The sequence below is a fragment of the Nonomuraea sp. B12E4 genome (genome assembly GCF_039871825.1).
In the GTDB taxonomy this organism is placed as follows: domain Bacteria; phylum Actinomycetota; class Actinomycetes; order Streptosporangiales; family Streptosporangiaceae; genus Nonomuraea.
In genome coordinates, this window is the sequence record NZ_JBDPME010000003.1 from 208,338 (window position 1) to 230,932 (window position 22,595).

General features: G+C 71.6%; 22 protein-coding genes. 11 read left to right on the forward strand and 11 right to left on the reverse strand.

The genetic code is table 11. The annotated features are described in order from the left end of the window. Window positions 1-4: 4 nt before the first annotated feature. The 5 genes from ABGB18_RS09715 to ABGB18_RS09735 form a co-directional block, all read right to left on the reverse strand. Window positions 5-1,000: a sugar phosphate isomerase/epimerase gene (locus tag ABGB18_RS09715; protein WP_347695068.1), complete on the reverse strand. Its 996-nt coding sequence runs from the start codon at window positions 998-1,000 to the stop codon at window positions 5-7. Then, complete coding sequence (locus ABGB18_RS09720; RefSeq protein WP_347695069.1) at window positions 997-2,163, reverse strand: dihydrodipicolinate synthase family protein; 1,167 nt, start codon at window positions 2,161-2,163, stop codon at window positions 997-999. The genes ABGB18_RS09715 and ABGB18_RS09720 overlap by 4 nt, the downstream gene beginning before the upstream one ends. Continuing rightward, window positions 2,160-3,305, reverse strand: a complete 1,146-nt coding sequence (locus tag ABGB18_RS09725; RefSeq protein WP_347695070.1) for a Gfo/Idh/MocA family oxidoreductase — start codon at window positions 3,303-3,305, stop codon at window positions 2,160-2,162. The genes ABGB18_RS09720 and ABGB18_RS09725 overlap by 4 nt, the downstream gene beginning before the upstream one ends. Window positions 3,306-3,419: 114 nt before the next feature. Then, on the reverse strand, window positions 3,420-4,646 hold the full coding sequence (locus ABGB18_RS09730; protein ID WP_347695071.1) for a ribonuclease D: 1,227 nt from the start codon (window positions 4,644-4,646) through the stop codon (window positions 3,420-3,422). A gap of 45 nt (window positions 4,647-4,691) precedes the next feature. Then, window positions 4,692-5,288: a DUF3000 domain-containing protein gene (locus ABGB18_RS09735; RefSeq protein ID WP_347695072.1), complete on the reverse strand. Its 597-nt coding sequence runs from the start codon at window positions 5,286-5,288 to the stop codon at window positions 4,692-4,694. Between the two features lie 458 nt (window positions 5,289-5,746). On the opposite strand from ABGB18_RS09735, the gene ABGB18_RS09740 reads away from it, so the two are divergent. Together ABGB18_RS09740 and hemE are read left to right on the forward strand one after the other, a co-directional pair. Continuing rightward, window positions 5,747-5,887 carry a hypothetical protein gene (locus ABGB18_RS09740; RefSeq protein WP_347695073.1) on the forward strand — a complete coding sequence of 47 codons (141 nt, stop codon included), beginning with the start codon at window positions 5,747-5,749 and terminating at the stop codon, window positions 5,885-5,887. A 68-nt stretch (window positions 5,888-5,955) separates the two neighbouring features. Continuing rightward, window positions 5,956-6,912, forward strand: a complete 957-nt coding sequence (gene hemE / locus ABGB18_RS09745; RefSeq protein ID WP_347695322.1) for a uroporphyrinogen decarboxylase — start codon at window positions 5,956-5,958, stop codon at window positions 6,910-6,912. Between the two features lie 61 nt (window positions 6,913-6,973). On the opposite strand, the gene ABGB18_RS09750 is transcribed toward hemE, so the two are convergent. Beyond that, on the reverse strand, window positions 6,974-8,104 hold the full coding sequence (locus ABGB18_RS09750) for a DUF4349 domain-containing protein (protein WP_347695074.1): 1,131 nt from the start codon (window positions 8,102-8,104) through the stop codon (window positions 6,974-6,976). A gap of 186 nt (window positions 8,105-8,290) precedes the next feature. On the opposite strand from ABGB18_RS09750, the gene hemG reads away from it, so the two are divergent. The 3 genes from hemG (at window position 8,291) to ABGB18_RS09765 (ending at window position 11,575) form a co-directional block, all read left to right on the forward strand. Continuing rightward, window positions 8,291-9,694 carry a protoporphyrinogen oxidase gene (gene hemG / locus ABGB18_RS09755; protein ID WP_347695075.1) on the forward strand — a complete coding sequence of 468 codons (1,404 nt, stop codon included), beginning with the start codon at window positions 8,291-8,293 and terminating at the stop codon, window positions 9,692-9,694. A gap of 5 nt (window positions 9,695-9,699) precedes the next feature. After that, on the forward strand, window positions 9,700-10,401 hold the full coding sequence (hemQ, locus tag ABGB18_RS09760; protein WP_347695076.1) for a hydrogen peroxide-dependent heme synthase: 702 nt from the start codon (window positions 9,700-9,702) through the stop codon (window positions 10,399-10,401). Window positions 10,402-10,843: 442 nt separating this feature from the next. Next, a complete protein-coding gene (locus tag ABGB18_RS09765) occupies window positions 10,844-11,575 on the forward strand; it encodes a hypothetical protein (RefSeq protein WP_347695077.1) in 732 nt (243 codons plus the stop codon). A 282-nt stretch (window positions 11,576-11,857) separates the two neighbouring features. Here ABGB18_RS09765 and msrB read toward each other — a convergent pair whose 3' ends face one another. After that, window positions 11,858-12,259 carry a peptide-methionine (R)-S-oxide reductase MsrB gene (gene msrB / locus ABGB18_RS09770; RefSeq protein ID WP_347695078.1) on the reverse strand — a complete coding sequence of 134 codons (402 nt, stop codon included), beginning with the start codon at window positions 12,257-12,259 and terminating at the stop codon, window positions 11,858-11,860. 320 nt (window positions 12,260-12,579) lie between these two features. On the opposite strand from msrB, the gene ligD reads away from it, so the two are divergent. After that, the gene (gene ligD, locus ABGB18_RS09775) at window positions 12,580-13,587 is read left to right on the forward strand and encodes a non-homologous end-joining DNA ligase (RefSeq protein ID WP_347695079.1); all 1,008 of its coding nucleotides are present in this window, start codon (window positions 12,580-12,582) and stop codon (window positions 13,585-13,587) included. A 16-nt stretch (window positions 13,588-13,603) separates the two neighbouring features. Here the strand turns inward: ligD and ABGB18_RS09780 are convergent, their stop codons facing one another. Together ABGB18_RS09780 and ABGB18_RS09785 are read right to left on the reverse strand one after the other, a co-directional pair. Continuing rightward, window positions 13,604-14,416, reverse strand: coding sequence for an MBL fold metallo-hydrolase (locus ABGB18_RS09780; RefSeq protein ID WP_347695080.1), 813 nt, complete (start codon window positions 14,414-14,416; stop codon window positions 13,604-13,606). A gap of 6 nt (window positions 14,417-14,422) precedes the next feature. Further along, the gene (locus ABGB18_RS09785; RefSeq protein WP_347695081.1) at window positions 14,423-14,617 is read right to left on the reverse strand and encodes a hypothetical protein; all 195 of its coding nucleotides are present in this window, start codon (window positions 14,615-14,617) and stop codon (window positions 14,423-14,425) included. A 163-nt stretch (window positions 14,618-14,780) separates the two neighbouring features. Between ABGB18_RS09785 and ABGB18_RS09790 the strand changes: the two genes are divergently transcribed. The 4 genes from ABGB18_RS09790 (at window position 14,781) to ABGB18_RS09805 (ending at window position 16,995) form a co-directional block, all read left to right on the forward strand. After that, complete coding sequence (locus tag ABGB18_RS09790; RefSeq protein WP_347695082.1) at window positions 14,781-15,263, forward strand: hypothetical protein; 483 nt, start codon at window positions 14,781-14,783, stop codon at window positions 15,261-15,263. A gap of 7 nt (window positions 15,264-15,270) precedes the next feature. Next, window positions 15,271-15,930, forward strand: coding sequence for a class F sortase (locus ABGB18_RS09795; protein ID WP_347695083.1), 660 nt, complete (start codon window positions 15,271-15,273; stop codon window positions 15,928-15,930). 293 nt (window positions 15,931-16,223) lie between these two features. Further along, window positions 16,224-16,592 (forward strand): RNHCP domain-containing protein, encoded by a 369-nt coding sequence (locus ABGB18_RS09800; RefSeq protein WP_347695084.1) that lies wholly within the window; start codon window positions 16,224-16,226, stop codon window positions 16,590-16,592. 1 nt (window position 16,593) lies between these two features. Beyond that, window positions 16,594-16,995: an RNHCP domain-containing protein gene (locus ABGB18_RS09805; protein WP_347695085.1), complete on the forward strand. Its 402-nt coding sequence runs from the start codon at window positions 16,594-16,596 to the stop codon at window positions 16,993-16,995. 77 nt (window positions 16,996-17,072) lie between these two features. On the opposite strand, the gene ABGB18_RS09810 is transcribed toward ABGB18_RS09805, so the two are convergent. Together ABGB18_RS09810 and ABGB18_RS09815 are read right to left on the reverse strand one after the other, a co-directional pair. Then, window positions 17,073-19,868 carry an ATP-binding protein gene (locus ABGB18_RS09810; protein WP_347695086.1) on the reverse strand — a complete coding sequence of 932 codons (2,796 nt, stop codon included), beginning with the start codon at window positions 19,866-19,868 and terminating at the stop codon, window positions 17,073-17,075. Window positions 19,869-20,023: 155 nt separating this feature from the next. Then, window positions 20,024-20,899, reverse strand: a complete 876-nt coding sequence (locus ABGB18_RS09815; RefSeq protein ID WP_347695087.1) for a tetratricopeptide repeat protein — start codon at window positions 20,897-20,899, stop codon at window positions 20,024-20,026. Window positions 20,900-21,372: 473 nt separating this feature from the next. Between ABGB18_RS09815 and ABGB18_RS09820 the strand changes: the two genes are divergently transcribed. Continuing rightward, a complete protein-coding gene (locus ABGB18_RS09820) occupies window positions 21,373-22,446 on the forward strand; it encodes a class I SAM-dependent methyltransferase (protein ID WP_347695088.1) in 1,074 nt (357 codons plus the stop codon). The last annotated feature ends 149 nt before the right edge of the window (window positions 22,447-22,595 follow it).

Here is a 22,595-nt window from a genome sequence, read left to right on the forward strand (position 1 = left end):
CTGGTCAGCGGGTGGGGAGCATCACGTCCTCATAGCGGGTCTTCATCGTGGCGACCACCTCGTCCGGCTCGGCGGTCCAGACGTCGGCGTTGAAGATCTCCACCTCGACGTCGCCGGTGTATCCGGCCGCCATGACCGCGCGGGTGATCGGCGCGAAGTCGATCACGCCGTCGCCCATCATGCCCCGGCCCAGCAGTACGTCCTCCGGCAGCGGGTGCAGGTAGTCGCACACCTGGTAGGAGGCGATCCGGCGGCCCGCCCGCGCGATGTCCTCGAACAACCGCGGGTCCCACCACACGTGGAAGGTGTCCACCACCACCCCGACCTGCTCCTCGGGATAGGGCAGGCTCAGCTCCAGCGCCTGGCCCAAGGTGGACAGGACGGCCCGGTCCGGGCAGTAGATCGGGTGCAGCGGCTCCAGGGCCAGCTTGACCCCCCGCTCCCCGGCGTAGGGAGCCAGCTCCGCCACCGCCTCGGCCACCCGCTCCCGCGCCCCGGCCAGGTCACGGGAGAAACCCGCCGAGCCGGCGGATTCCGGCTCGCCCGCGGCACCACCCGGTCCCGTCCCGTCCGCGAGGCCACCGGGTTCCGCCGCGGCGGCGGCGGTGGCCTGGCCGCTGGTGGGCAGGGGTTCGCCGGGTTTGACCCCGGGCAGCCCGCCCACCACCATCACCAGGCACGCCGCCCCGAGCTCCGCCGCCTCGTCGACGGCTCGCCGGTTGTCGTCCAGGGCCCGCGCGAAGGCCCGGCGGCCCTCCTCGCCCGGCAGCCCGCCCGCCGTCAGGAAGCCGCCCCGGCACAGGGACGACACCCGCAGCCCGGCCGCCCGTACCAGCTTGACGCTCTCCGCCAGTCCCTGCTCGGCGACCTTCTCGCGCCACAGCCCGACCGCCGCCAGGCCGTGCCGTACGCATCCGTCCACGGCCTCGGCCACGGACCACCGCCTGGTCGTCCACTGGTTGAGCGAGAGGCTGCCGGAACCGATGATCTGGCCGCTCACAGGCCGTTCACCGCCAGCAGCGCCTTCATACGGCCCACGGCCAGCTCCTGGTCGGTCAGCAGCCCCGCCTGGTCGGCCAGCCGGAACACCTCCGACAGATGGAGCAGCGACCGGGCCGACTGCGCGCCGTTGACCATGGCGAACGCGTCCTGGTGGCCGTTCAGCCAGGCCAGGAAGACGATGCCGGTCTTGTAGTGGTAGGTGGGCGCCTCGAAGATCTTCCTGGACAGCCGCACGGTCGGGGCGAGGACCACGTCGTACGCGGCCAGCAACTCGTCGCGGGCCTTCGCGTCCGAGGCGGCCTCGGCCGCGTCCAGCACCCGCAGCGCCGACGCCGCGGCCGGCGCGATGGCGTCGAAGATGCCCAGCAGGGCGTGCGAGCCCGTCCTGATCAACGAGGGGTAGTTGAAGTCGTCGCCCGTGTAGAGCTTGACCCCGTCGGGCAGCGCCGCCCGCAGTCCCACCTCGTGCTCCTCGTCCAGCAGCGACACCTTCACCCCGTCCACCAGCGGGGCGTGGGCGTGGATCAGCTCCAGGAACGACTCGGTCGCCGCCGCCACGTCACGCGACCCCCAGTAACCGGCGAGCTGCGGGTCGAACATCTCACCCAGCCAGTGCAGGATCACCGGCCGGTCGGCCAGGCCGAACAGCTTCCCGTACACCCGGTGGTAGTCCGCGGGCCCGGCGGCCGTCCTGGCGAGCTGGCGGGAGGCCATGACGATCACCCCGGCGCCGGTGGCCTGGACGGTCTCGATCTGCTCGGCGTACGCGGCCGTGATCGTGTCCAGGTCGGCGGCGCCTGGCGCGTGGTCGGTCCCGGCCCCGCACGCCACCAGCTCCGCCGGGTCGCCGAGCGAGCGGGCCTCGGCGGCGCTGCGCCGGATGAGCTCCTTGGTGGCCGCCCAGTCCAGGCCCATGTTGCGCTGGGCGGTGTCCATGGCGTCGGCCACCCGCAGCCCGTAGGACCACAGGTGACGGCGGAAGCGCAGGGTGGCGTCCCAGTCCACGGCGGCGGGGGAGCCCGGCGTGTTGTCGCCCAGCGGGTCGGCCACCACGTGCGCGGCCGCGTAGACGACGCGGCTGGTGGCCGGCGTCTCGGGCACCGGCCACCGGGCCGGCTCCTTGAGCTCGTACGCGCCGACGCCCGGCAGGTCGATCCTCACAGCCCCGGCACCTCGATCCGGCGGCCCTCGGCGGACGAGCGCAGGCCCAGCTCGGCGAGCTGCACACCACGAGCGCCGGAGGCGAAGTCGTTGGAGAAGGGCGCGTCCTCCAGCACGTGCCTGATGAACGCCTCCCACTGCACCTTGAACCCGTTGTCGAACTCCTCGTTGTCCGGCACCTCCTGCCAGCCGTCGCGGAAGCGCGCCGTGGCCGGCAGGTCCGGGTTCCAGACGGGCTTGGGGGTGGCGGCGCGGTGCTGCGCCCGGCAGTTGCGCAGTCCCGCCACGGCGCTCCCGTGCGTGCCGTCCACCTGGAACTCCACCAGCTCGTCCCGGTTCACCCTGACGGCCCAGGAGGAGTTGATCTGGGCGACGATGCCGCCCTCGATGTCGAAGATCCCGTACGCGGCGTCGTCCGCCGTCGCCAGGTAGGCGTTGCCCTGCTCGTCCACCCGCGTGGGGATGTGCGTCACGGCCCGGGCGTAGACGGACTGGACGCGGCCGAACAGGTTCTCCATGACGTAGTGCCAGTGCGGGAACATGTCGAGCACGATGCCGCCGCCGTCCTCGGTCCGGTAGTTCCACGAGGGGCGCTGCGCCTCCTGCCAGTCGCCCTCGAACACCCAGTAGCCGAACTCGCCGCGCACCGACAGGATGCGGCCGAAGAAGCCCCCGTCGATCAGCCGCTTCAGCTTGAGCAGGCCGGGCAGGAAGAGCTTGTCCTGGACGACGCCGTTCTTGACGCCCTTGGCCGTGGCGGCCTCGGCCAGCGCCAGCGCCTCCTGGGTCGACTCGGCCGTGGGCTTCTCGGCGTAGATGTGCTTGCCCGCCTCGATGGCCTTCAGCACGGCCTTGACCCGGGCGCTGGTGACCTGGGCGTCGAAGTAGATCAGGTTGTCGTCGTCGGCGAGGGCCGAGTCCAGCTCCGTGGTGAAATCCGCAATATCGTGCTTAGCCGCGATATCTGCAAGCTTGTCGGCATTCCGACCGACGAGTACGGGCTTCAACCTTACCTTGTCGCCGTCCGAGAGCGTGACGCCGCCCTGCTCGTTGATGGCCAGGACGGAACGGACCAGGTGCTGGCGGTAGCCCATCCGTCCGGTGACGCCGTTCATCACGACGCCGATGGTGCGCACGCTCATGAGGATCCCTTCAGGGCAACGTGGGGAAAGCGCTTTCCCGAACCGTACGGCGGTGCTACCGAACGCGTCAAGTAGCACCCGCCGTGAGCTGCGGGAACCCGGGACGGCCCGGACCTACAGGTCTCCCCGCGTCTCCAGCCGGGCCAGGGCCTTGGCGATGGGATGGGCGGTGAGCGACAACTGCCACTCGCGGGCGCCGAGCTCGCGCAACCTGGCGGTCACGCTCTCGTCGGTGATCTCCGCGGGCGGCTCCCACGTCAGCCTGCGTACGGCGTCGGGCTGCAGCAGGTTTTCCGTGGGCATGTGGTGCTGCTCGGCCAGCGTGGCGACCACGGCCCGCGCGGCGGCCAGCCGCTTGGCGGCGGCCGGGTCGCGGTCGGGCCAGCGGTTGGGCGGCGGTGGACCGTCGCCGGGTGTGCTGGGCTGGGGGAGCTGGCTGTCGGGCAGCCCGCGGGCCCTGGCCACGGCGGCGAGCCAGTCGCTCATGTGCCGGCGCGCACTTCGCCCGGTGAATGCTGAAATTTCGGTCAATGCCTTTTTCGTACGCGGACCCTCCAGCGCGGCCGTGACGATCGCGGCGTCCGGCAGCACCCGGCCCGGCGCCAGGTCGGCCTCGCGGGCGATCCGGTCGCGCATGGTCCACAACTCGCGCACGATGGCCAGCGCCCGCACGTTGCGCACCTTGTGGATGCCCGACGTGCGCCGCCACGGGTCGGACCTGGGCACCGGCGGCGGGGTGTCGAGCACGGCGGCGAACTCCTCGCGCGCCCACTCCAGCTTCCCGCTCTCGTCCAGCTCCTGGTGCAGCACGTCGCGCAGCTCGACCAGCACCTCCACGTCGAGCGCGGCGTAGCGCAGCCAGTCTTCCGGCAGCGGCCTGGTGGACCAGTCGGCCGCCGAATGGCCCTTCTCCAGCCGTAGCCCGAGCACGCTCTCCACCATCGTGCCGAGCCCCACCCGCTCGTAGCCGAGCAGGCGTCCGGCCAGCTCCGTGTCGAACATCTCCCGCGGCCGGAACCCCACCTCCAGCAGGCACGGCAGGTCCTGCGAGGCGGCGTGCAGGACGATCTCCGCACCGGCCACGGCCGCGTCGAGCGCGGACAGGTCGGGGCAGCCGATCGGGTCGATCAACGCGGTGCCCGCCCCGGCCCGGCGCAACTGCACCAGGTAGGCGCGGTTGCCATAGCGGTAGCCCGAGGCGCGCTCGGCGTCGACCGCCACCGGACCGCTGCCCGCGGCGAACCTCTCCACGACCCCGGCCAGCCCGCCCGCGTCCGCGACGACAGGGGGAATGCCCTCGCGCGGCTCGAGCAGGGGAACGACTGTGCGTTCTTCTGTCATGAGTTCACCGACCTCATGACGCTGGTGCTGTCTTGACTGGTGCCCTCACTTCGTACGGTCACTCTCCGGATCTTCACGTCGGCGGGGCATCGCGGCCACGTCGGGCGGGAGCGGCGGGATCCCCGCCGCCAGGCACATGAGGTCGCACCAAGCGGCGACATGGCCGGAGAGATCCTCCTGGGCGGGTGACCAGGACGCCCGCAGCTCGAGCTCGGTCGTGACCGGATCGTCGGCCTTGTTGCCGAACCCCTCGGACACGGCTCTTGTCACCGTACCGCCGGCGGCGCTGTAGTCGGCCTGATGGGCCTCAAGAGCTTCGGTCAGCCAGCTCCAGGCGACGGGGCCGAGCAGCGGGTCGGAGGTGATCTCCGGTTCCATGTCGGCGCGTACGTAGGCCACCAGCCGGAACGGGCCCTCCCACCCGCGCTGGCCGTCGGGGTCGTAGAGCAGGATCAACCGGCCGACCGCGAGCTCGTCGTCATCGCGGTAGACCGACGCGCCGATGGCGGCCGAGTAGGGGGCCAGCCGCTGCGGCGCGGGCAGGTCCTCGAGCTCGATCTCCGGCCTGACCTCGGCCAGCCGCAGGCTCGCCGCGGCGCGCGTGAACGCCGTCGGAGGCGGTGGCTGGTCACCGAGTGTCATAGCCGAAGCGTAGGTCGAAGTCGGGCGGAAGGGGACCACGGGGGTGCTCATCCTTCGTGATCAAGCCGCTGCCGTAACAAGCTGGCGAACCGGTCGGGTGGACTCGGCCGAGCCGAGCAAGATCGCATGGCCGCACTCCACGCAGGCCCACTCCGGGCACTGGCCGGGCTCGTGCCCGTCGAAGCACGGCGGTTGCTCGAAGGGTCGCTCACCGGCGCAGGTAGCGCAGCGCTCATTGCGGCGCTCTGAGGAACTCCACATCGCGTTCGTCGCACCAGACATTACCGGGGCCTTTCTTCGGGTCGTGGTCCGACGTTGGCACGAGCCGCCGACAATTCCCCGCAACGCGCTCGGCGTGTCCCGAAAGTGGTCGCTGAATCGATGCCGCGCGGTGCGTTGGGGAAGATTTGGCCCAGTCGAGACCGGCTCTCTGGGCGGCCATGGGGTGTGTTGGACCCGTGTGGGACGCCGATGCCGAGCAGACCGGTAAACCTTCATCCGGCTATCTGATCATGATTTGGGGCGGCCAATGCATGTTTTTCCGACACCTCGCGCCGATGGCGGGCCCGCTGACCGTGCATGGCACCCTTGTCACGTGAACCTCGCCGACTCAGCGTTCCTCCGTGCCTGCCGCCGACGGCCCGTCCCGCACACCCCGGTCTGGTACATGCGCCAGGCCGGGCGGTCCCTGCCGGAATACCTCAGGGTCAGGGAGGGCGTGCCGATGCTCACCGCGTGCGCCACGCCGGACCTGATCGTCGAGATCACCATGCAGCCGGTCCGCCGCTACGGCGTGGACGCGGCGATCTTCTTCAGCGACATCGTGGTTCCGCTCAAGGCCATCGGCGTCGACCTCGACATCAAGCCGGGCGTCGGGCCCGTCGTGGCCGACCCGATCCGCGACGCCAGGGGGCTGGACGCGCTGCGCCCGCTGGAGCCCGGCGACGTGCCCTACGTCACGGAGGCCATCGGCGCCCTGACCGGCGAGCTGGGCGGCACGCCGCTGATCGGGTTCGCCGGGGCGCCGTTCACGCTCGGCTCCTACCTGATCGAGGGCGGCCCGTCGAAGAACCACGACCGCACCAAGGCCATGATGTACGGCGCCCCCGAGCTGTGGCACGCCCTGATGGACCGCCTGACCGGCATCGTGCTGGAGCACCTGCGCATCCAGGTGGCCGCCGGGGCCTCGGCCGTGCAGCTCTTCGACTCCTGGGTGGGGGCGGTGGCGGCGGCCGACTACCGCGAGTTCATCCTCCCCTACACGCGGCGGATCTTCGAGGGCGTCGCCGGGGTGCCGCGCATCCACTTCGGGGTGGGCACCGGCGAGCTGCTCGGAGTGCTCGGCGAGGCCGGCGCCGACGTGGTGGGCGTGGACTGGCGGGTCCCGCTGGACGAGGCGGCCCGCAGGGTCGGCCCCGGCAAGGCACTGCAGGGCAACCTCGACCCGGCCGTGCTGCTGGCGCCGTGGGAGGTCGTGGAGCGCAAGGCCCGCGAGGTGCTGCGGCGGGGCGAGGCGGCCGAGGGGCACGTGTTCAACCTGGGGCACGGCGTGCTGCCCTCGACCGACCCCGACCAGCTCAAGCGCCTGACCGACCTCGTTCACGAGGCCGGCCGGGCGAGCTGAGCCCCGCCGGGCAGGCGCTCCCACGACCCGAGGAACGCCTGCCCCGGCCGGGTTTCCCCGCTCAGGCGGGTTTCGTGTCCGTGTCCGTGTCCGGGCCCGGGCCCGGGTCCGAGTCCGGGTCCGGGTCCGAGGCAGGGGCCGAGGCCGGGCTCGAAACCGGGGCCGAGGCGGGGGCGGGCCGCTGGGGCGGCCGGGCGGATGACGGCGAGGGCATCGGGCCAGGGGGCGGGGGCATCGGACCCGGGGGCGAGGCCATCGCCGCCACCGTGGCCGGCATGGGGCGCCGCGTGCGGTTCCGCCGGGTCAGGAAGACGATCACGGCCACCACCGGCAACAGGAAGATCATCCACGGCAGCAGCACGCCGAGCATCGTGAGCAGCCCCTTGGTGAACGCCACCAGCGAGTCCCAGCCCGTCTTGAGCCCGCCGAGGAAGCCCGCGGGCTCCTCCTCCGGCCGCTCGATCACGGCGGCCGGCCCGACCAGCCGGAGCGTCAGCGTGGCCATGGAGACCTGCGCGGCCAGCTCCTTCTGCTGCGCCTCCAGCGACTCCAGGTCCGCCTCCCTGCCCGAGATCTCCCGCTCCACCTCCAGCACCTGGCCGATCGTGTCGGCCCGCTTCATCAGCTCGCGCAGCGACTCAAGCGACTGCCGGGCCGACTTCAGCCGGCTCTCCACGTCGGCCACCTTGAGGGTGACGTCCTCGGTGCCCTGGTTCATGGAGAGCTGCTCGCCCAGGTCCTTGCCGAGCCGGCCGGTCACCTCGGCGTACTTGGCGGGCGGGATCTTGAACTCCAGCGTGGCCGTGTCCTGGCTGTCGTCGGCCGAGCTGGTCTCCTCCTTCGACAGGTAGCCGCCCGCCGCCGTCACGATCTGCTTGGCCTGCTGAACGGCCGTGCCCACCTGCTTGGCCCGCACGTCCATGGTGCCGGTGTAGATGACCTGCCGCTCCTGCTGTGCGACCTCGACGTCCGAGACGATGCCGCCGCCCTGGCCGCCGCCCTGGTCGCTCGCTCGCGACTCTCTCGCGGGGGCCGCGTTCTGGGCGAGGTCGGACTCCGCGGCGGGCACGGGGGTGTCGGCGGTGGCGGCCTCCCCGCCGGCCAGGCTGGACCCCCCGCCGCCGCCACAGCTCGTCAGGAGAACGGCCGCCGAGGCGACCGAGAGCACAATGCCGTACCGGATTCTCCGCATGCCTCTAAGACGGCTCCCGGATCAATCAGGTTTGACGATGGTAATCACGGTACGGTCACTCTGTCCGTGACCTCACTCGGTGAGCGGCCTCGCTCCCCGCCCACCGTCGTCTCCTTCCAGACGAACGGCGTTGCCCCGCGGCCCCGAGCGGCTGGCCGAGCCGGTGAGGCGGTAGCGTCGGGAGACGTGGAAGGGAATCGGGCACACGTGGTCGTCATCGGCGGGGGGATCTCCGGTCTCGCCGCCGCGTGGTATCTCCGGCAGGGGGCGGGCGAGCAGGTCAGAGTGACGGTGCTCGAAGGCGGCCCGCGCATCGGCGGCAAGCTGTACTCCTCGGAGGTGGCCGGGGTGAGCGTGGACGCGGGCGCCGAGGCCATGCTGGCCCGCCGGCCCGAGGGCATGGAGCTGGCCAGGGCGGTCGGGCTGGGCGACGAGCTGGTGGTGCCCGGCACCACCCGGTCGGCCATCTACACCAGGGGCGTGCTGCGGTTCCTGCCGAGGGGCCAGGTCATGGGCGTGCCCTCCGACCTGGCGGAGCTGGCCAAATCGGGCATCGTCTCGCCCGGCGGGCTGCTGCGCGTACCGCTCGACCAGATCCTGCCGCCGACCCTCGTACGCACCGACGTGTCCGTGGCCGCCTACATCCGCGCCAGGATGGGCGGCGAGGTGGTGGAGCGGCTGATCGAGCCGCTGCTCGGCGGCGTCTACGCGGGCCGGGCCGACATGCTGTCGCTGGAGGCCACGATGCCGCGGGTGGCGGCCGTGGCCCGGTCCGAGCGTTCGCTGCTCAGCGCCGCCAGGCAGCTCGTCGAGGAGGCGCCGAAGGAGGCGGGGCCGGTCTTCACCTCGCTGAAGAACGGCCTTGGCGGCCTGCCCGAGGCGGTCGCCAAGGAGTCCGGCGCCGACGTCAGGACCGGCGTCACCGTACGCGAGCTGCACCGGACCGAGCACGGCTGGCGGCTCGTCACGGGGCCGGTGCCGAAGCCCGAGACCGTCGAGGCCGACGCCGTGATCGTGGCCACGCCGGGGCCCGCCGCCGCCCGGCTGCTCAAGGCCGAGGTGCCCAAGGCGGCGGGCGAGCTGGCCAGGATCGACTACGCCAGCATGGCGATCGTCACGCTCGCCTACCCGGTCGACGCCTTCCCCGAGCCGCCGGTCTCCAGCGGCTACCTGGTGCCGCCGGTGGACGGGCGGGCGGTCAAGGCGGTCACGTTCAGTTCGGTGAAGTGGCCGCACCTGGCCGGTGACCTGATCATCCTGCGCTGCTCGATCGGCAGGATCGGCGAGGAGCACCTGCTGCAGCGCGACGACGCCGAGCTGGTGTCGCTGGCCACGGCCGAGATGGCCGGGGTCATGGGCGTGCGCGGGCTGCCGGTGGACAGCCGGGTCACCCGCTGGGGCGGGGCGCTGCCACAGTACAACGTGGGGCATCTCGACCGGGTGGCCAGGGTGCGTTCGGCGGTGGCCGTGCAGCCGGGGCTGGCCGTGTGCGGCGCCGCCTACGATGGCATCGGCATTCCGGCCTGCGTCGGCACCGCCCGCACGGCCGCCGCCCGGATTCTGGACCACCTGTCGCTGCGAGGAGAATAGGCACCATGACAGAGGGCGCTGCGCGGCTCAAGGCCCGCGATCTCAACCAGGTGATCCGTTACACCATGTGGTCGGTCTTCCAGGTGACCGAGCCGTGCCCGGGTGACCGCGACCGCATGGCGGGCGAGGTGGGTGACCTGCTGGATCAGGTCGCCGGCAAGGACGTCGTGACCAGGGGGGTCTACGACGTGGCGGGGTTCCGCGCGGACGCCGACTTCATGTTCTGGTGGCACGCGCCGACCCCGGAGGACCTGCAGGACGTCTACGCCCGGATGCGCCGTACGGAGCTGGGCCGGCACAGCAGGCCCGTGTGGTCGGCGATGGCGTTGCACCGGCCGGCCGAGTTCAACAAGTCGCACATTCCGGCTTTCCTCGCCGAGGAGGAGCCGCGCGCCTACGTGAGCGTCTATCCGTTCGTCCGCTCCTACGAGTGGTATCTGCTGGAGGACTCCGAGCGCCGGGCGATGCTGGCCGAGCACGGCCGGATGGCGCGTGACTATCCCGACGTGCGGGCCAACACGGTCTCCTGCTTCTCGCTCAACGACTATGAGTGGATGCTGGCCTTCGAGGCCGACGAGCTGCACCGGATCGTGGACCTGATGCGCACGCTGCGGGCGGCGCAGGCCCGGCGGCACACGCGCGTCGAGATCCCCTTCTACACGGGGGCCCGCAAGCCGGTCCACGAGCTCATCGCCGCCCTCCCCTGACCAGGAGAACACCTCGGCCCCGGTGAAACGCCCCGGCCGGGCGACCGTTGCACCGGGCGGGGTCGCGGGCCACTGCGACCGGTACACCGATTCGCTTGGCGCTGGAGGCGTTCGTCCCGGGTCCTGACGGCAGCCGGCTGGGCCTGATCGCGAAAAGGCGAGGCCCAAGTTGGCCATCCAACTGAAGTGATCTACCCCCTTTGTCACAATCAGGGAAATCCCTCGTTTATTGAGCGCGGCTCGCGGTGGCCCGCTCCAAGGGGGCGAGGTGGCGAAGTCGGGAAAACCGGGTCGGCGGCGGCGCTCCGCCGAGAGCCGGGCAACTGGACGGCACGCCGTCGGCCGGCGTGCGGAGGCGCGGGTCGCCGAAGGGCGGCACGCGGCCGGAGGGCGTGCTGCGGGGCGGTCGCGGCATGCGCGGCGGCGTGCCGGGCGGAGCCGGTTGACGGTCGGTGTGCTGGCGCTGGCGGTGGCGGGCGGGGGAGCCGGGCTGGTCGGCGGCAACGGAGGTTTCGCGGCGGCGCCCGGCGGGGCGCCGGCCGTGGCAGGGCCCGCCGTCTCGCACCGCCCGGAGGCCGCGGGGGCCGCCGGCGGGGCGGCCCGGAGCGAAGGGGTGGACCGCGTGCCGGCGCCGTCCGGCAAGGCGGGAACCGGCCCGCGGCCGGGCGCGGAGGCTCAGCCCCGCGAACGCGAAATACGGAAGACCCCGCAGCCCGCGCCGACCGCCACTCCCGGCACGGTGGAACCCGGCCGGGTGGAGGCCGGTCAGGTGGAGCCCGGCCTGGTGGAGGGGATCATCGCGTCGGGAGAGCGGCCCCCGAACGACTCGGCGGGATTCAAGGCCGACGGCCCATCGCGGCACACCGACCGGCGGGCGGCCGAATACTTCCGCACGCACTGGGGTGCGGGCGACAAAGCGATGAAACGCCTCAAGGAGATCCGCACAGTCGGCGGATATCTGCGCATATATACGGACTTACCGGAAACAGCGGACAATTCCCGGCACGCCATCACGCTGTGCAAGCGCGGCCTGGAATACCTGCGGGCCGCCGGGGTGGCTGATCCGGTGGTGTTCGTGCACTCGGAGTTCGGCGGGAACGGCAATCCCGTGCTGGCGAACGTGCTGGGCCCCGACGACCACGACTGCCGCGTCACCCACCCGCCACCGGACTGAGAGCACCGGACCGAGAGCACCGGACCGAGGCACCGGGCAGCCTGGACCCGGAGCAGTGCCGGGCCCGCGGGTGGAGACGCGGGAACGGCGCAGGGCGAGGCCGGCTTCGTGACGGGCGAGGGGCTACCGGACCCGTACGCGGGTCTTCGAGCACACCTCGCACCGTTGAGTCACGACCCGGCCAATGGTCTCGATCGTCACCCACCGGTGGCGAAGATGGACAAAGCCCACGCGAGCACTCCTACCCGGGGCCGACGATCGGTACGCACTGTCGCTATTCGATCACACGATGGGGTGGAGTCGCAGCGAAATCGAATTGATGCAGTAACGATCATCTGTCGGAGTCGGGTAACCCTCTCCGTGGAACACATGTCCCAGGTGGGAGTCGCACCGGGCGCAGCGCACCTCGGTACGCACCATCCCGTGGCTGCGGTCCTCGATCAGCGTCACCGCGTCCGACTCGGACGGCTCGAAGAAGCTCGGCCACCCGCAGTGCGACTCGAACTTCGTGTTCGACCGGAACAACTCGGCGCCGCAGGCGCGGCACGAGTAGACGCCCTCGGTCTTGGTGTCGACGTATTCGCCCGTGAAGGGACGCTCTGTCCCGGCTTCCCGGAGGACGCTGAACTCCTCCGGCGAAAGCTCGGCCCGCCACTCGGCGTCGCTCTTGACCACCTTCTCCATGCGTCCAGAGTACGAGATCCGGCAAAAAGAGATCTCCGCAGGGTGAAGCATCCTTCATGGGGCGAATTTGCGTCTTTGTAGGCAAGGGGGTGTCATCGCTCCCTGCCAGGGGTGAGATCATTCGCAGATCCCACCGAGCGGCACAGCCCACGCCCGTGCTGGAGCCGCTGGGGGATCGCCATGGCCGGCCGGGTGGCGCGCCAGCGCCCGGAACGGCAGCGAATGATCTGCAGGCCCGCCCCGTCGAGCCCTCGGTCCCGCCACCGAGGCGGCTCCGGGGCGGGCCCACCTCGCTTGACGGGGAAGGTAGGTTCGGTGACATGGCATCGCCGTACATAGAGCTGGTGGTGGGCGAGAGGACCGTCAAGGTCACCAACCCGGACAAGGTGTATTTTCCGGGGATCGGCGCCACCAAGCGGGAGCTCGTCGAATACTACGTGAGCGTCGGCGAGGGGGCGCTGCGCGCGCTCAAGGACCGGCCCACCAACATCAAGCGGCACCCCGACGGCGTGCAGACGGAGGCCATCTACCAGAAGCGCATGCCGCCCCGGCATCCCGACTGGCTCCAGTCGGTGACCGTGACCTTCCCCAGCGGCCGCACGGCGCAGAGCCTGCGCGTCACCGAGGTGGCCGCCATCGCCTACTGCGCCAACCTCGGCACCATCGACTTCCACCCCTGGCCGGTGCGGGCCGCCGACGTCGAGCACCCCGACGAGCTGCGCATCGACCTCGATCCGCAGCCGGGCCTGCCCTTCGACGCCGCCCGGCGCGCCGCCTTCCTCACCAGGGAGGTGCTGGAGGACCTGGGCATGGCCGGGTTCGTCAAGACCTCGGGCAACCGCGGCGCGCACGTCTCCGTGCGCGTCGAGCCGCGCTGGGACTTCATCCAGGTGCGCCACGCCGGCATCGCCCTGGCCAGGGCCGTCGAGGAGCGCGATCCGAGCCTGGTGACCACGGCGTGGTGGAAGGAGGAGCGCGGGGACCGGGTGTTCATCGACTTCAACCAGAACGCCAGGGACCGGACGGTGGTGAGCGCATACTCCATCAGGGCCCAGCCGCACGCGCCCGTCTCGACCCCGCTCACCTGGGACGAGCTCGAAGACGCCGACCCGCGCGACTTCGACATCCGCACGGTGCCCGCCCGCTTCGCCGAGGTCGGCGACGTGCACGCGGCCATCGACGACCGGGCCTACTCGATCGAGCCGCTGCTGGAGCTCTACGCCAAGGACGGCCGGGGCGACATGCCGTACCCGCCCAGTTATCCGAAGATGCCCGGCGAGCCGATGCGGGTCCAGCCGAGCCGGGCCAGGAAAACGCCGTCCGAGTGACCTCGCGCCGGGGCGGTCAGCGGCGTACGAGGTGGTGCGGGGCGAGTTCGCGGGTTTCGCCCCGGCGCAGGTAGACGACCCGGTCGGCGAGCCCGGCCTGCTCGACGTGGTGGCGGAAGTCGTCCAGCGGCGAGGTGGAGGCGGTGTATTCGGCGTAGTGCACCGGCACGACCGTGTGCGGGTTGATCAGCGCCACCCACGAGGCGCCCTGCTCGCCGTCCATGGTGACGAGCAGCGTGCCGAACAGCCTGGTGCCGCCCAGGTGCGCGATGGCCAGGTGGATGTCGGGGAAACGGCGCGGGATCGCGGTCAGGCGGTGGTCGAGCAGGGTGTCGCCGCTGATGTGGACGCGCAGCTCCACCCGTTCCCGCCGGTCGGTGAACTCCAGCATCATGCCGATCACCTGCGGCAGCAGAGCCTCGGCCGGGCCTGCCGCGTGCCTGGCGGGCAGGGCGGTGATCCGGACGCCGCCCTGCGGGCCGCGCAGCTCGTGGTGCTGCCACTCCGCCAGCCCCACGCTGTGGCGGAAGCCGCGCCGGCGCAGGCGGCCGGCCGCCGTGCCGGTGGTGATGACCGGCGTCGCCCGGTCGAGCTCGCGGTGGGTGACCCGGTCCCAGTGGTCGCCGTGCAGGTGGGACAGCACGACCGCGTCGAGCGGCGGCAGAGCGGAGATCGGCACGGCCGGGTCGGTGAGGCGGCGCGAGAACAGGCCGCAGCCGAGGTGGGCGCGCTGGCCCCGGTGCAGGAAGTTCGGATCCGTCAGCAGGGTGAAGCCGTTGTAGCGGATGAGCACGGTGGCGTTGCCGATGAACCGCAGGCTGCCCCTCACCTCGGTTCACCCCGGGTGCGGGGGGCGCTGCGCGGGAGGCACGCCGCCGCCCTGGCCGCCGCCCTTGCGGCCCTTGTCGGTGCCGTGCGGGTGGCCCGCGCGCCTGGATCCGCTCTTCGTCTCCCGTACGGCCTGGGCGGACTTGGATTCGGCGGGCGACCGGCCAGATCTGCGAATTTCAGGCTGTTGTGGATTACTCATGGCATTTATCCCCTTTTATTGGGATTAATGCCGCATTGTCCCCTTGGGCAAACCCTCCGTATCTGGCTGGTTTCACTTCGGTCACATAACTTGACTCACGGTCTAATAGTTCGCAAGGCTCGTTTCTGCATCGGGGGGCGACAACCGAGTCTGGAGCCTTCTCATGGCAAGAGCCCGACTGGCAAGAGCGCGCCGATTCGCGGCGGCCGGAGCGGTGACCGCCTTCGTGATCGCGGGCATGAGCCTCGCGGCGGGTACGGCCTCCGCGCAGTCCGGTCCCAAGCTGCCTGACGTGGTGCCTGACGTGCTGCCCGACTGCCTGCTTCCGCTGCGACTGCCGCTGCTGTGCGACGACCCGCCCGAGGAGCCCCGCCCGGACCACCACGAACCCGATGATTCCTGGACGGAGCCGCCCCCGGTGGAGCACGAACCGGAGGAATCCCGGCCGGGGAAGGCGGACTACCTGCGCCCGTGGCGGCCCGCCGGCGAGGACGAGCACAGGGTGCCCAGGGGACATCCGGAGACCGGGGGCGGCGGGCTGGCGCCGGACGACGGCCCGGCGTGGCCGTTCGCCCTGGGCGGCGTGGCGCTGCTGGCCGGGGCCGGGCTGACCGGGTACGCGGTACGGCGCGAGAACGCCGCGTAGGTTCGCCGTGGGGGGACAGAAGGCGATCCTGGCCGGCGCCGGGGTGGTGTCGCTGGCGGGGATGCTGCTGATCGCGCTCGGGCTCGGCGGCATCCTGGGCGGCGCGCCCGAGCCGGACACCGTCGCGGCCACGTCCCGCGAGCCGGTCCCGTCCCTGTTCACCGGCGTGCCGCCGGGCAAGGTGGCCGCGCCCATGCGGGCCGCCCGCCCCACGGCCGTCTACATCCCCTCCATCGGTGTCCAGGCCCCGCTGACGGAGCTCGGCCTGGACGCCGAGGGCGCCATCCAGAACCCGCCCCTCGACCACCCGAACCTGGCCGGCTGGTACCGCTACGGCCCCGTCCCCGGCCGGCGCGGCGCCGCTGTGATCACCGGCCACCTCGACACCAGGTCGGGCCCCGCAGTCTTCGCCCGGCTCAGGAACGTCAAGCGCGGCGACCAGGTACAGGTGCTGCGCGCCGACCGCTCCGTGGCCGTCTTCGTGGTCGACTCGGTCGAGCACACGCCGAAGCGGAGCTTCCCCGCCAAGAAGGTCTACGCCAAGCTCCCCTATCCGGGGCTGCGGCTGGTGACCTGCGGCGGGGCGTTCGACCAGGCGGCGCACAGCTACCGCGACAACACGATCGTGTACGCGCACCTGGCGGCGCCGTACCACCCCCGGAGCTGACCACGGGTCCCGGGGCACGCCGAGCGCGCAAAAACCATTGGCCGCCGATCGCCCTGCGCCGATAGCCTCATCCATGTCCGAACAAGTCGGGGCATCGCCCCGCCGGAGGGAGTGGATTTATGCCTGGCACCGCGCCAAGTGCGCCTCGCCGTGCCGTGGGCGAATCCTGCCTCTGAAGCATCACCCTTCGATCGGCTGGACCGCCTGCCGTACCGGCATGCCCGCGTATGCCGCGAGGCTCGCTCGGCTCCCTTGCTGCCTTTGATGAATCATTCCGGCAAGGAGTTACCAGGTTGTCCACCAACGACAAATCGCGTTTCATCGTGAACACGCAGACCTTCCAGTGCGTACGCTGCGGCCTGACCGTCACGGCGACCGCACCTGACGGCACCCGCCGCAACCACTGCCCGAGCTGCCTGCACTCGCAGCACGTGCTCGACGGTGTGGAGGGCGGCCCGTCGGAGTGCCGGGCGCGCATGATCCCGATCGCGATCGCGGTCCTGCGCACCGGCGACTGGATGATCATCCACCGGTGCACCCGGTGCGGCGAGCTGACGTCCAACCCCATCCGCGGGGACGACAACCAGCTCATCCTCATGCGCATGGCGGTGCGCCCGCTCGCGCAGCCGCCGTTCCCGCTCGAGGCGTTCGGCGGTCTGTGACATGCCGAGGAGGAACCCGGGCCGGGAACGGCCGCAACGGCGCAAGAGGGCACACCACCAGGAGTCCGGCGAGGCGTTCCGCTGCGTCGGGTGCCGGCTGGACGTGCCCATGAGCGCGCCGGGCACCGCGCACCGCAACCACTGCCCGCACTGCCTGACGAGCCTGCACGTCGACCACCGGATTCCGGGGGACAGGCGGGCGGCCTGCCGGGGCCGCATGGCGGCGCTGAGCGTCACCGTGCGGCGGGACGGGGAGTGGCTGATCATCCATCACTGCCAGTCGTGCGGCGGGCTCAGCGCCAACCGCATCGCGGGCGACGACAACGCGCTGGCGCTGCTCCGCGTCGCCGTCCGCCCGCTGTCCGACACCCGGCTACCGGTCAACGCCATGCTGACCCTCTGAGGCCGGCCCTCTGAGCCCGTCGGCCCCGATGGGCTCTCCCGCCCCGCCGGGCCCCGGCCGTCCAGGTGGGTCGGCCGTCAGGTTCGGCGCGAACGGCGGGAGCGCTGGGGGCGCTTCGGGTTGCTTTGGGCCGGTTCGGGCGCCGGTGGCTCGGTGGCGAGCGGGAGGTGGAAGACGAAGCGGGCTCCGTGCGGGCACGCCTCCTCGACGTGCAGGGTGCCACGGTGGGCGTGGGCGATGTCCCGGGCGATCGCCAGCCCGAGGCCCGCACCGCCGTGGCCACGGCTGCGCGCGGTGTCCAGCCGGGCGAAGCGCTGGAAGACGTGCTCGCGCTCGGCCTCCGGGATCCCCGGCCCGTCGTCGGTGACGGTCAGCTCGGCCAGGTCGCCGGTGCGGCTCACCCCTGCCACGACGCTGTGGGCCGCGTGCCGGCGCGCGTTGTCGAGCAGGTTGCCCAGCACCCGGCGGATCTGCGTGGGAACGGCGTCGACGATCACGCCGGACTCGAGATCGAGCCGCGCCGGGCAGCGGTCGCCGGCCCGGCAGGCCGCTTCGGCCTTGACGATCTCGGCCAGGTCGACGCGCTCGAAGGCGCTGGCCGGGATGGCTTCGAGCTGGGCCATCAGCAGGAGGTCGGTGATGATGGCCTGGAGCCGGTCCACGTCGCCGAGCGCGTGTTCCAGCAGGTCGGAGAGATCGGTCTCGCCGGGGTGGAGCTGCGCCTCCTCCAACTGGGCCCGCAGCCCCGCCAGCGGGGTACGCAGCTCGTGGGAGGCATCGGTGGTGAACCGCCGCTGGCGGTCGAGCGACTGTTTCAGCGATTCGGCGGCACGTTCGAGCTGCGCCGACATCGTGTGCTCATGTGTGTAGCGGCGGGCGTTGTCCACGCACACCGCCGCGCGGCCGACCAGCTCCTCGGCCAGGGCCAGGTCGTCCTCCTCGAAGGCGCTCATGCGCCGGGAGCGGTAGAAGCTCACCACTCCGAGCGTGACGTCCCTGGCCCGCAGCGGCACCACGATGAGCGAGTGGATGCCCTGCTCGCGCACTCTCTGGCCGCGTTCCGGATCCTGCGCCATCCACCAGAGCGACATGTCCAGCTCGGGTTCGAGCACTGACTCCCCGCCGGCCAGGCAGCGGCCCTGCGGCGTGGCCGGGGGCGGGTGGATGAGCGCGCCGACGTCGGCCAGGTCGAAGTTCCGCAGGGTGGTGGCCAGGGCGATCCGGCGCAGGCCGGCGTCGAGCACGCCCGGCTCATCGCCACACAGCACGGGGTCCGGCAGGTCGACGGCCGCGAAGTCGGCGAAGCGGGGGACGGCGACCTCGGTCAGCTCCTGAGCGGTCCTGGTGACCTCCAGGCTGGTGCCGACGCGGGCGCCGGCCTCCCAGATCAGGCTGAGCCGTTCACGCGCCTGCACGGCGAGCCGTCCCACACCCGGCTCACCCACGGCCAGCAACCACCGGTCGGTCGCGGCGGCGGAAACCGGGGCACCCGAAAGGGGGACGCCCGGCAGAGGCGAGCCCGTCCCAGGTGAGCCCGGCTGCGCGGAGGTCACCCCAGAGGAGGTGTGCCCGGGGGAGCCCAGCCCGGGTGAGCCCGCCTCAGGTGAGGGAGGGACACGCGAGGCCGGAACGCCCGGGGGAGGAACAGCGGACACCGGCTGAGCGGCGGCGGGCTCCACGGGAGCGCTGATGGTCTCGGTGGAGACGGGATCAGCGAGAGTGGTGTCTTCAGCGGGCGCGGGTCCGGTGGTGGTGGGAGTGGCGCTCTCGGCAGGTGTGGGCGCAGTGGCGGCAGTGCCGTCGATGAGTGTCGGCGCATGGGAGGTGATGTCGTCGACGGTTGTGGGGGTGGTGAAGGGTTCGGCGGAGAGGGTGGGGTGTCCGTCGGTGGGCGTATGGGTGAGTGGTGGCCGGCGTGCCGCTGGTCCGTCACCGTGGTCTCCCCGGGAGCCGGAGGCCACGTACCAGGACGAGCCGTCGGTCAGGACGGCCTCCACGGCGATGCCGCGCGCCCCGGCGGGGTTCTCGACCGTGCGGCTGACCAGCGTGGCGGCACGGCCCCCCGACAACAGCACCACCGTCACACCCGCGTGACCGGCCGAGATCAGCTCCGTGGCCCTCTCCAGCAGGCGGAAACGGTCGTGCGGGGCGAGCGGACCGGCCTGGTCGATCGGCCGGCCGGTGGCGGGCTCCACTCCGCCGCACCGGTGCCGGGCCTCGAAGAACGCGCGCAGCAGCACCTGCTCCCGCTGTGAGATCTGTTCGAGCAGGCGTTCCCCGATGAGGTCGGTCGTGTCCACGACGAGGCCGAGCATCGCCGGGTCGGCGAACCTGTCCAGGCACGCCAGGTTCAGCACACCCTCGACGTGACCGCTGATCGGGTCGCGGATGGGCGAGGCCGCGCACACCAGATCGCCCAAGGAGTTCGCGTAGTGTTCCCGGCCCCAGATGAGGACGGGCCGCCGCTCGGCCAGCGCGGTGCCGATGCCGTTCGTACCGATGGCCTGCTCGGGGAACCCGAAGCCGGGCAGCACCTGGTTGTGGTCGAGCCACCGGAGGAGCGCCGGCTCGCCGACCCGGCGCTGCAGCACCCGCGCCTGCCCGTCTGCGAGGACCAGGGCCACCTTGATGCCGGAGACCCGGGATTCGAGCTCGTCGAGCACGGGCGCGGCCGCCTGCGCGAGCCTGCCGTGCAGGTCCACGTCCGGGTCGTACACGGTGGGCGCGGCGTGCGGGACGACGCCCATCCGCCGGCTGCGCTCCCATGACGTCAGCACCCACGGCCGCACGCCGCTCTCGACCGGTTCGCCGGCGCAGAAACGTTTGCGGGCCCGATCCAGAGCAGTGGGGTCCTCGCGCTCGGCAACGTCCATAGCCTGCTTCTTCCTCCCCGTCCCGTTCTGTACAACTCTGCTCGCCCCAGCATCCCTTTCATGCTTATTTGTCTAATGTTCTGCTGGTTTATAGGTAAGTTTGACCAGAAACAGGGAAACGTGGACGCCGTGTTCAGCGGCGTAGACCCGTGCTTTCAGTCGCCGAATTCGAGGTGCAGCGCCTGGGTGAAGTCGGCGACGGCTTCCTCGTGGCGCTCCAGCTCCTGCTGGATTTCGCCGCGTACGCGATATGCCCAGATATATTCGGGATCCAGGTCGATCGCCCGGTTCAAATCGCGCAACGCCGCCTCATTGTCGCCCAGCTCGCTCAGCACCGCGCCCCGGCTGCCGAATGCGCGGTCGTTCTCCGGGTCCAGCTCCAGCGCCCGGTTCAGGTCCGCCAGGGCCTCCTCATAGCGGTCGGTCATGCGCAGGGCCTCGCCTCTCCTGCTGAGCGCCCGTACGTACTCGGGGTCTGCCGCCAGGGCCTTCGTGTAGTCGGCGATCGCCTCCTCGTACTGGTGCATGCGCTGGTACAGGTCGCCGCGGGCGACCCAGGAGTAGGCCAGCTCCTCGTTCTGCGCGATGATCTTGGCGTACTCGTGCAGCGCCTCGTCCAGGCGGTCCAGGTCCACCAGGAGCTCCGCCTTGGCCTCCAGGATCCACAGGGAATCGGGGGCGAGGGTCAGGGCGTGCTCGAAGTCGTCCATGGCCTCCTCCAGGCGGCTCATGGCGGCGTAGGTCTGGCCCCGCGAGCCGAGGGCGTACGCGCTGTCCGGCTCCAGTCTCAGTGCCTCGTCGAAGTCCGCCAGCGCGGCCTCGTACCGCTCGATGACGCGGTGACTCTCGCCGCGTAACCGCCAGGAGCGGGCGTGGTCGGGCACCAGCGCGATCGACTCGGTCAGGTCCGCGATGGCCGCCTCGTGCCTCGACAGGGCGATGTACGACTCGGCGCGGCTGCGCAGCACCGACGCCCGGGACTGGGCGGCTGCATCGGACAGCCCAGGGTGGTCCTTGATCCCCTCGCTCATGAGGGGTCAATCTATCTGTTCTTCCGATCAGACCGGCCGGTTCTGCTGCTCGATCTACTGCTCGACCACGGTCGGTGGGCCCCGCCCACCGACCCGGCGAAGGCCGAGCCGGACCAGAAATGATCACGACACAGATACGGGCGGACGTGGGTGCCGAACTCCTCGCGCAGCGTCCGAGCCGGCACCCCCTTCGGCGAGTCGACCAGCTTGGGCAAGGCGACCTTGGGCGCCGTCGTCCTTGACCGCCCCCGAACGGCAGGCCCGGCGGAAGGTGTTCACCCGGACGGTGCCGCTGCGCGGATCGCGCACGAAGCGCGGGCCCGGGCGTGGTCCTGCACGGCTCGGCGCCGGGCGGCCCCGGCTGGTCTCCCACCAGGCGGTGAACCAACCGGGACTCAAGATCGCGCAAAGCGCATGAACGTGTGCGGATTGTCCGCTGTGGCTCGGGAGAGACGCCTCGCAGGGTGGTGGCCATGGCACACGAACTGCTCGGCCGTCTGGCGTACGGCTCCCGCTACAACCACGTCCCCTGGGGCCAGCGAGTCTATGTACGGCCGGGAGAACGCCTGATCCGCGAGGCGCGGTGGCGGCTGCTCATCAGGCGATCCCCGGTCATGTCGCGCGAGGAGTACGAGCGGCTCAGGCATCCCGGCGAGATCGAGGAGTTCCTGAGCTGCATGATGTGCGGGGAGTCGCGCCAGCAGCCGCTGTTCGAGCCGCGCGGTGACACGGGGTGGCGCTATCACGTCGTCCGCTGCCCCTCCTGCGGCTTCCTCTACCGCAACCCCAACATCCGCCCCGAACGCCTCGGCGACCTGTACGCCAGCGGCTACAGCACCTTCCTGACCGGCAAGTACGCCGCCAACCGGCAACGCCGTTACAGCCTGACCATGGAGGCGTTCTCGCCGGTGTTCGAGGAGGGCAAGGAGCGCCGGCTGCTCGACTTCGGCTCCGGCGTCGGGCTGTTCCTGGAACTGGCCGAGCAGCGCGGGTTCGAGGGCTACGGGGTGGACCTGTCGCCGGAGTCCGTGGCCCAGGCGAACGCGCGGCTGGTCACCGCCCGTACCTACTTCGGCACTCCGCGGGACGTGCCGGAGATCGCCGCCGGCGGGTTCGATGTGATCACGCTCTGGTCGGTGCTCGCGCACCTGCCCAGGCCGCTGGAGGACTTCCGCGAGTTCAGGAGCCTGCTGGCGCCCGGCGGGGTGCTGCTCATCCTGACCGTGAACGCCCGGTCGTTGCTGCTCAAGGCGTACGGGTCGGCGTGGAGCGGCTTCACCAGGAACCACCTGATGTTCTACTCCTCCGAGACCGTACGCACGCTGCTCCGGCGTACCGGCTTCGCGGGCGTCGCCTTCGCGCCCCACTACGGCGACACGATCGAGGCCGGCACCACCAACCTGACCCCCGCCCTGCGGGACCGGCTGCGCCGCAACGTGGAGCTGAGCGACGGCGGCAACATGATGCGCGTGCTGGCCTTCGCCGACGAGGAGGCGCTCGACCGCTGGGCCGGCGGCCCACTCCCGATCCACCGGCTCCACGCTTAGCCCTCGGATAGCCGTCGGATAGCCCTCGGAGACGCCAAGCCCGCCGGGCATCTCGCGCCGGGGGCGGGGCCCCGCGATCCGCGTGGACGCGATGCCGCCCCACCCCACCCCCGCCGGGGCGCGGTACCGCAATCTGGGTGGGGGTGGGT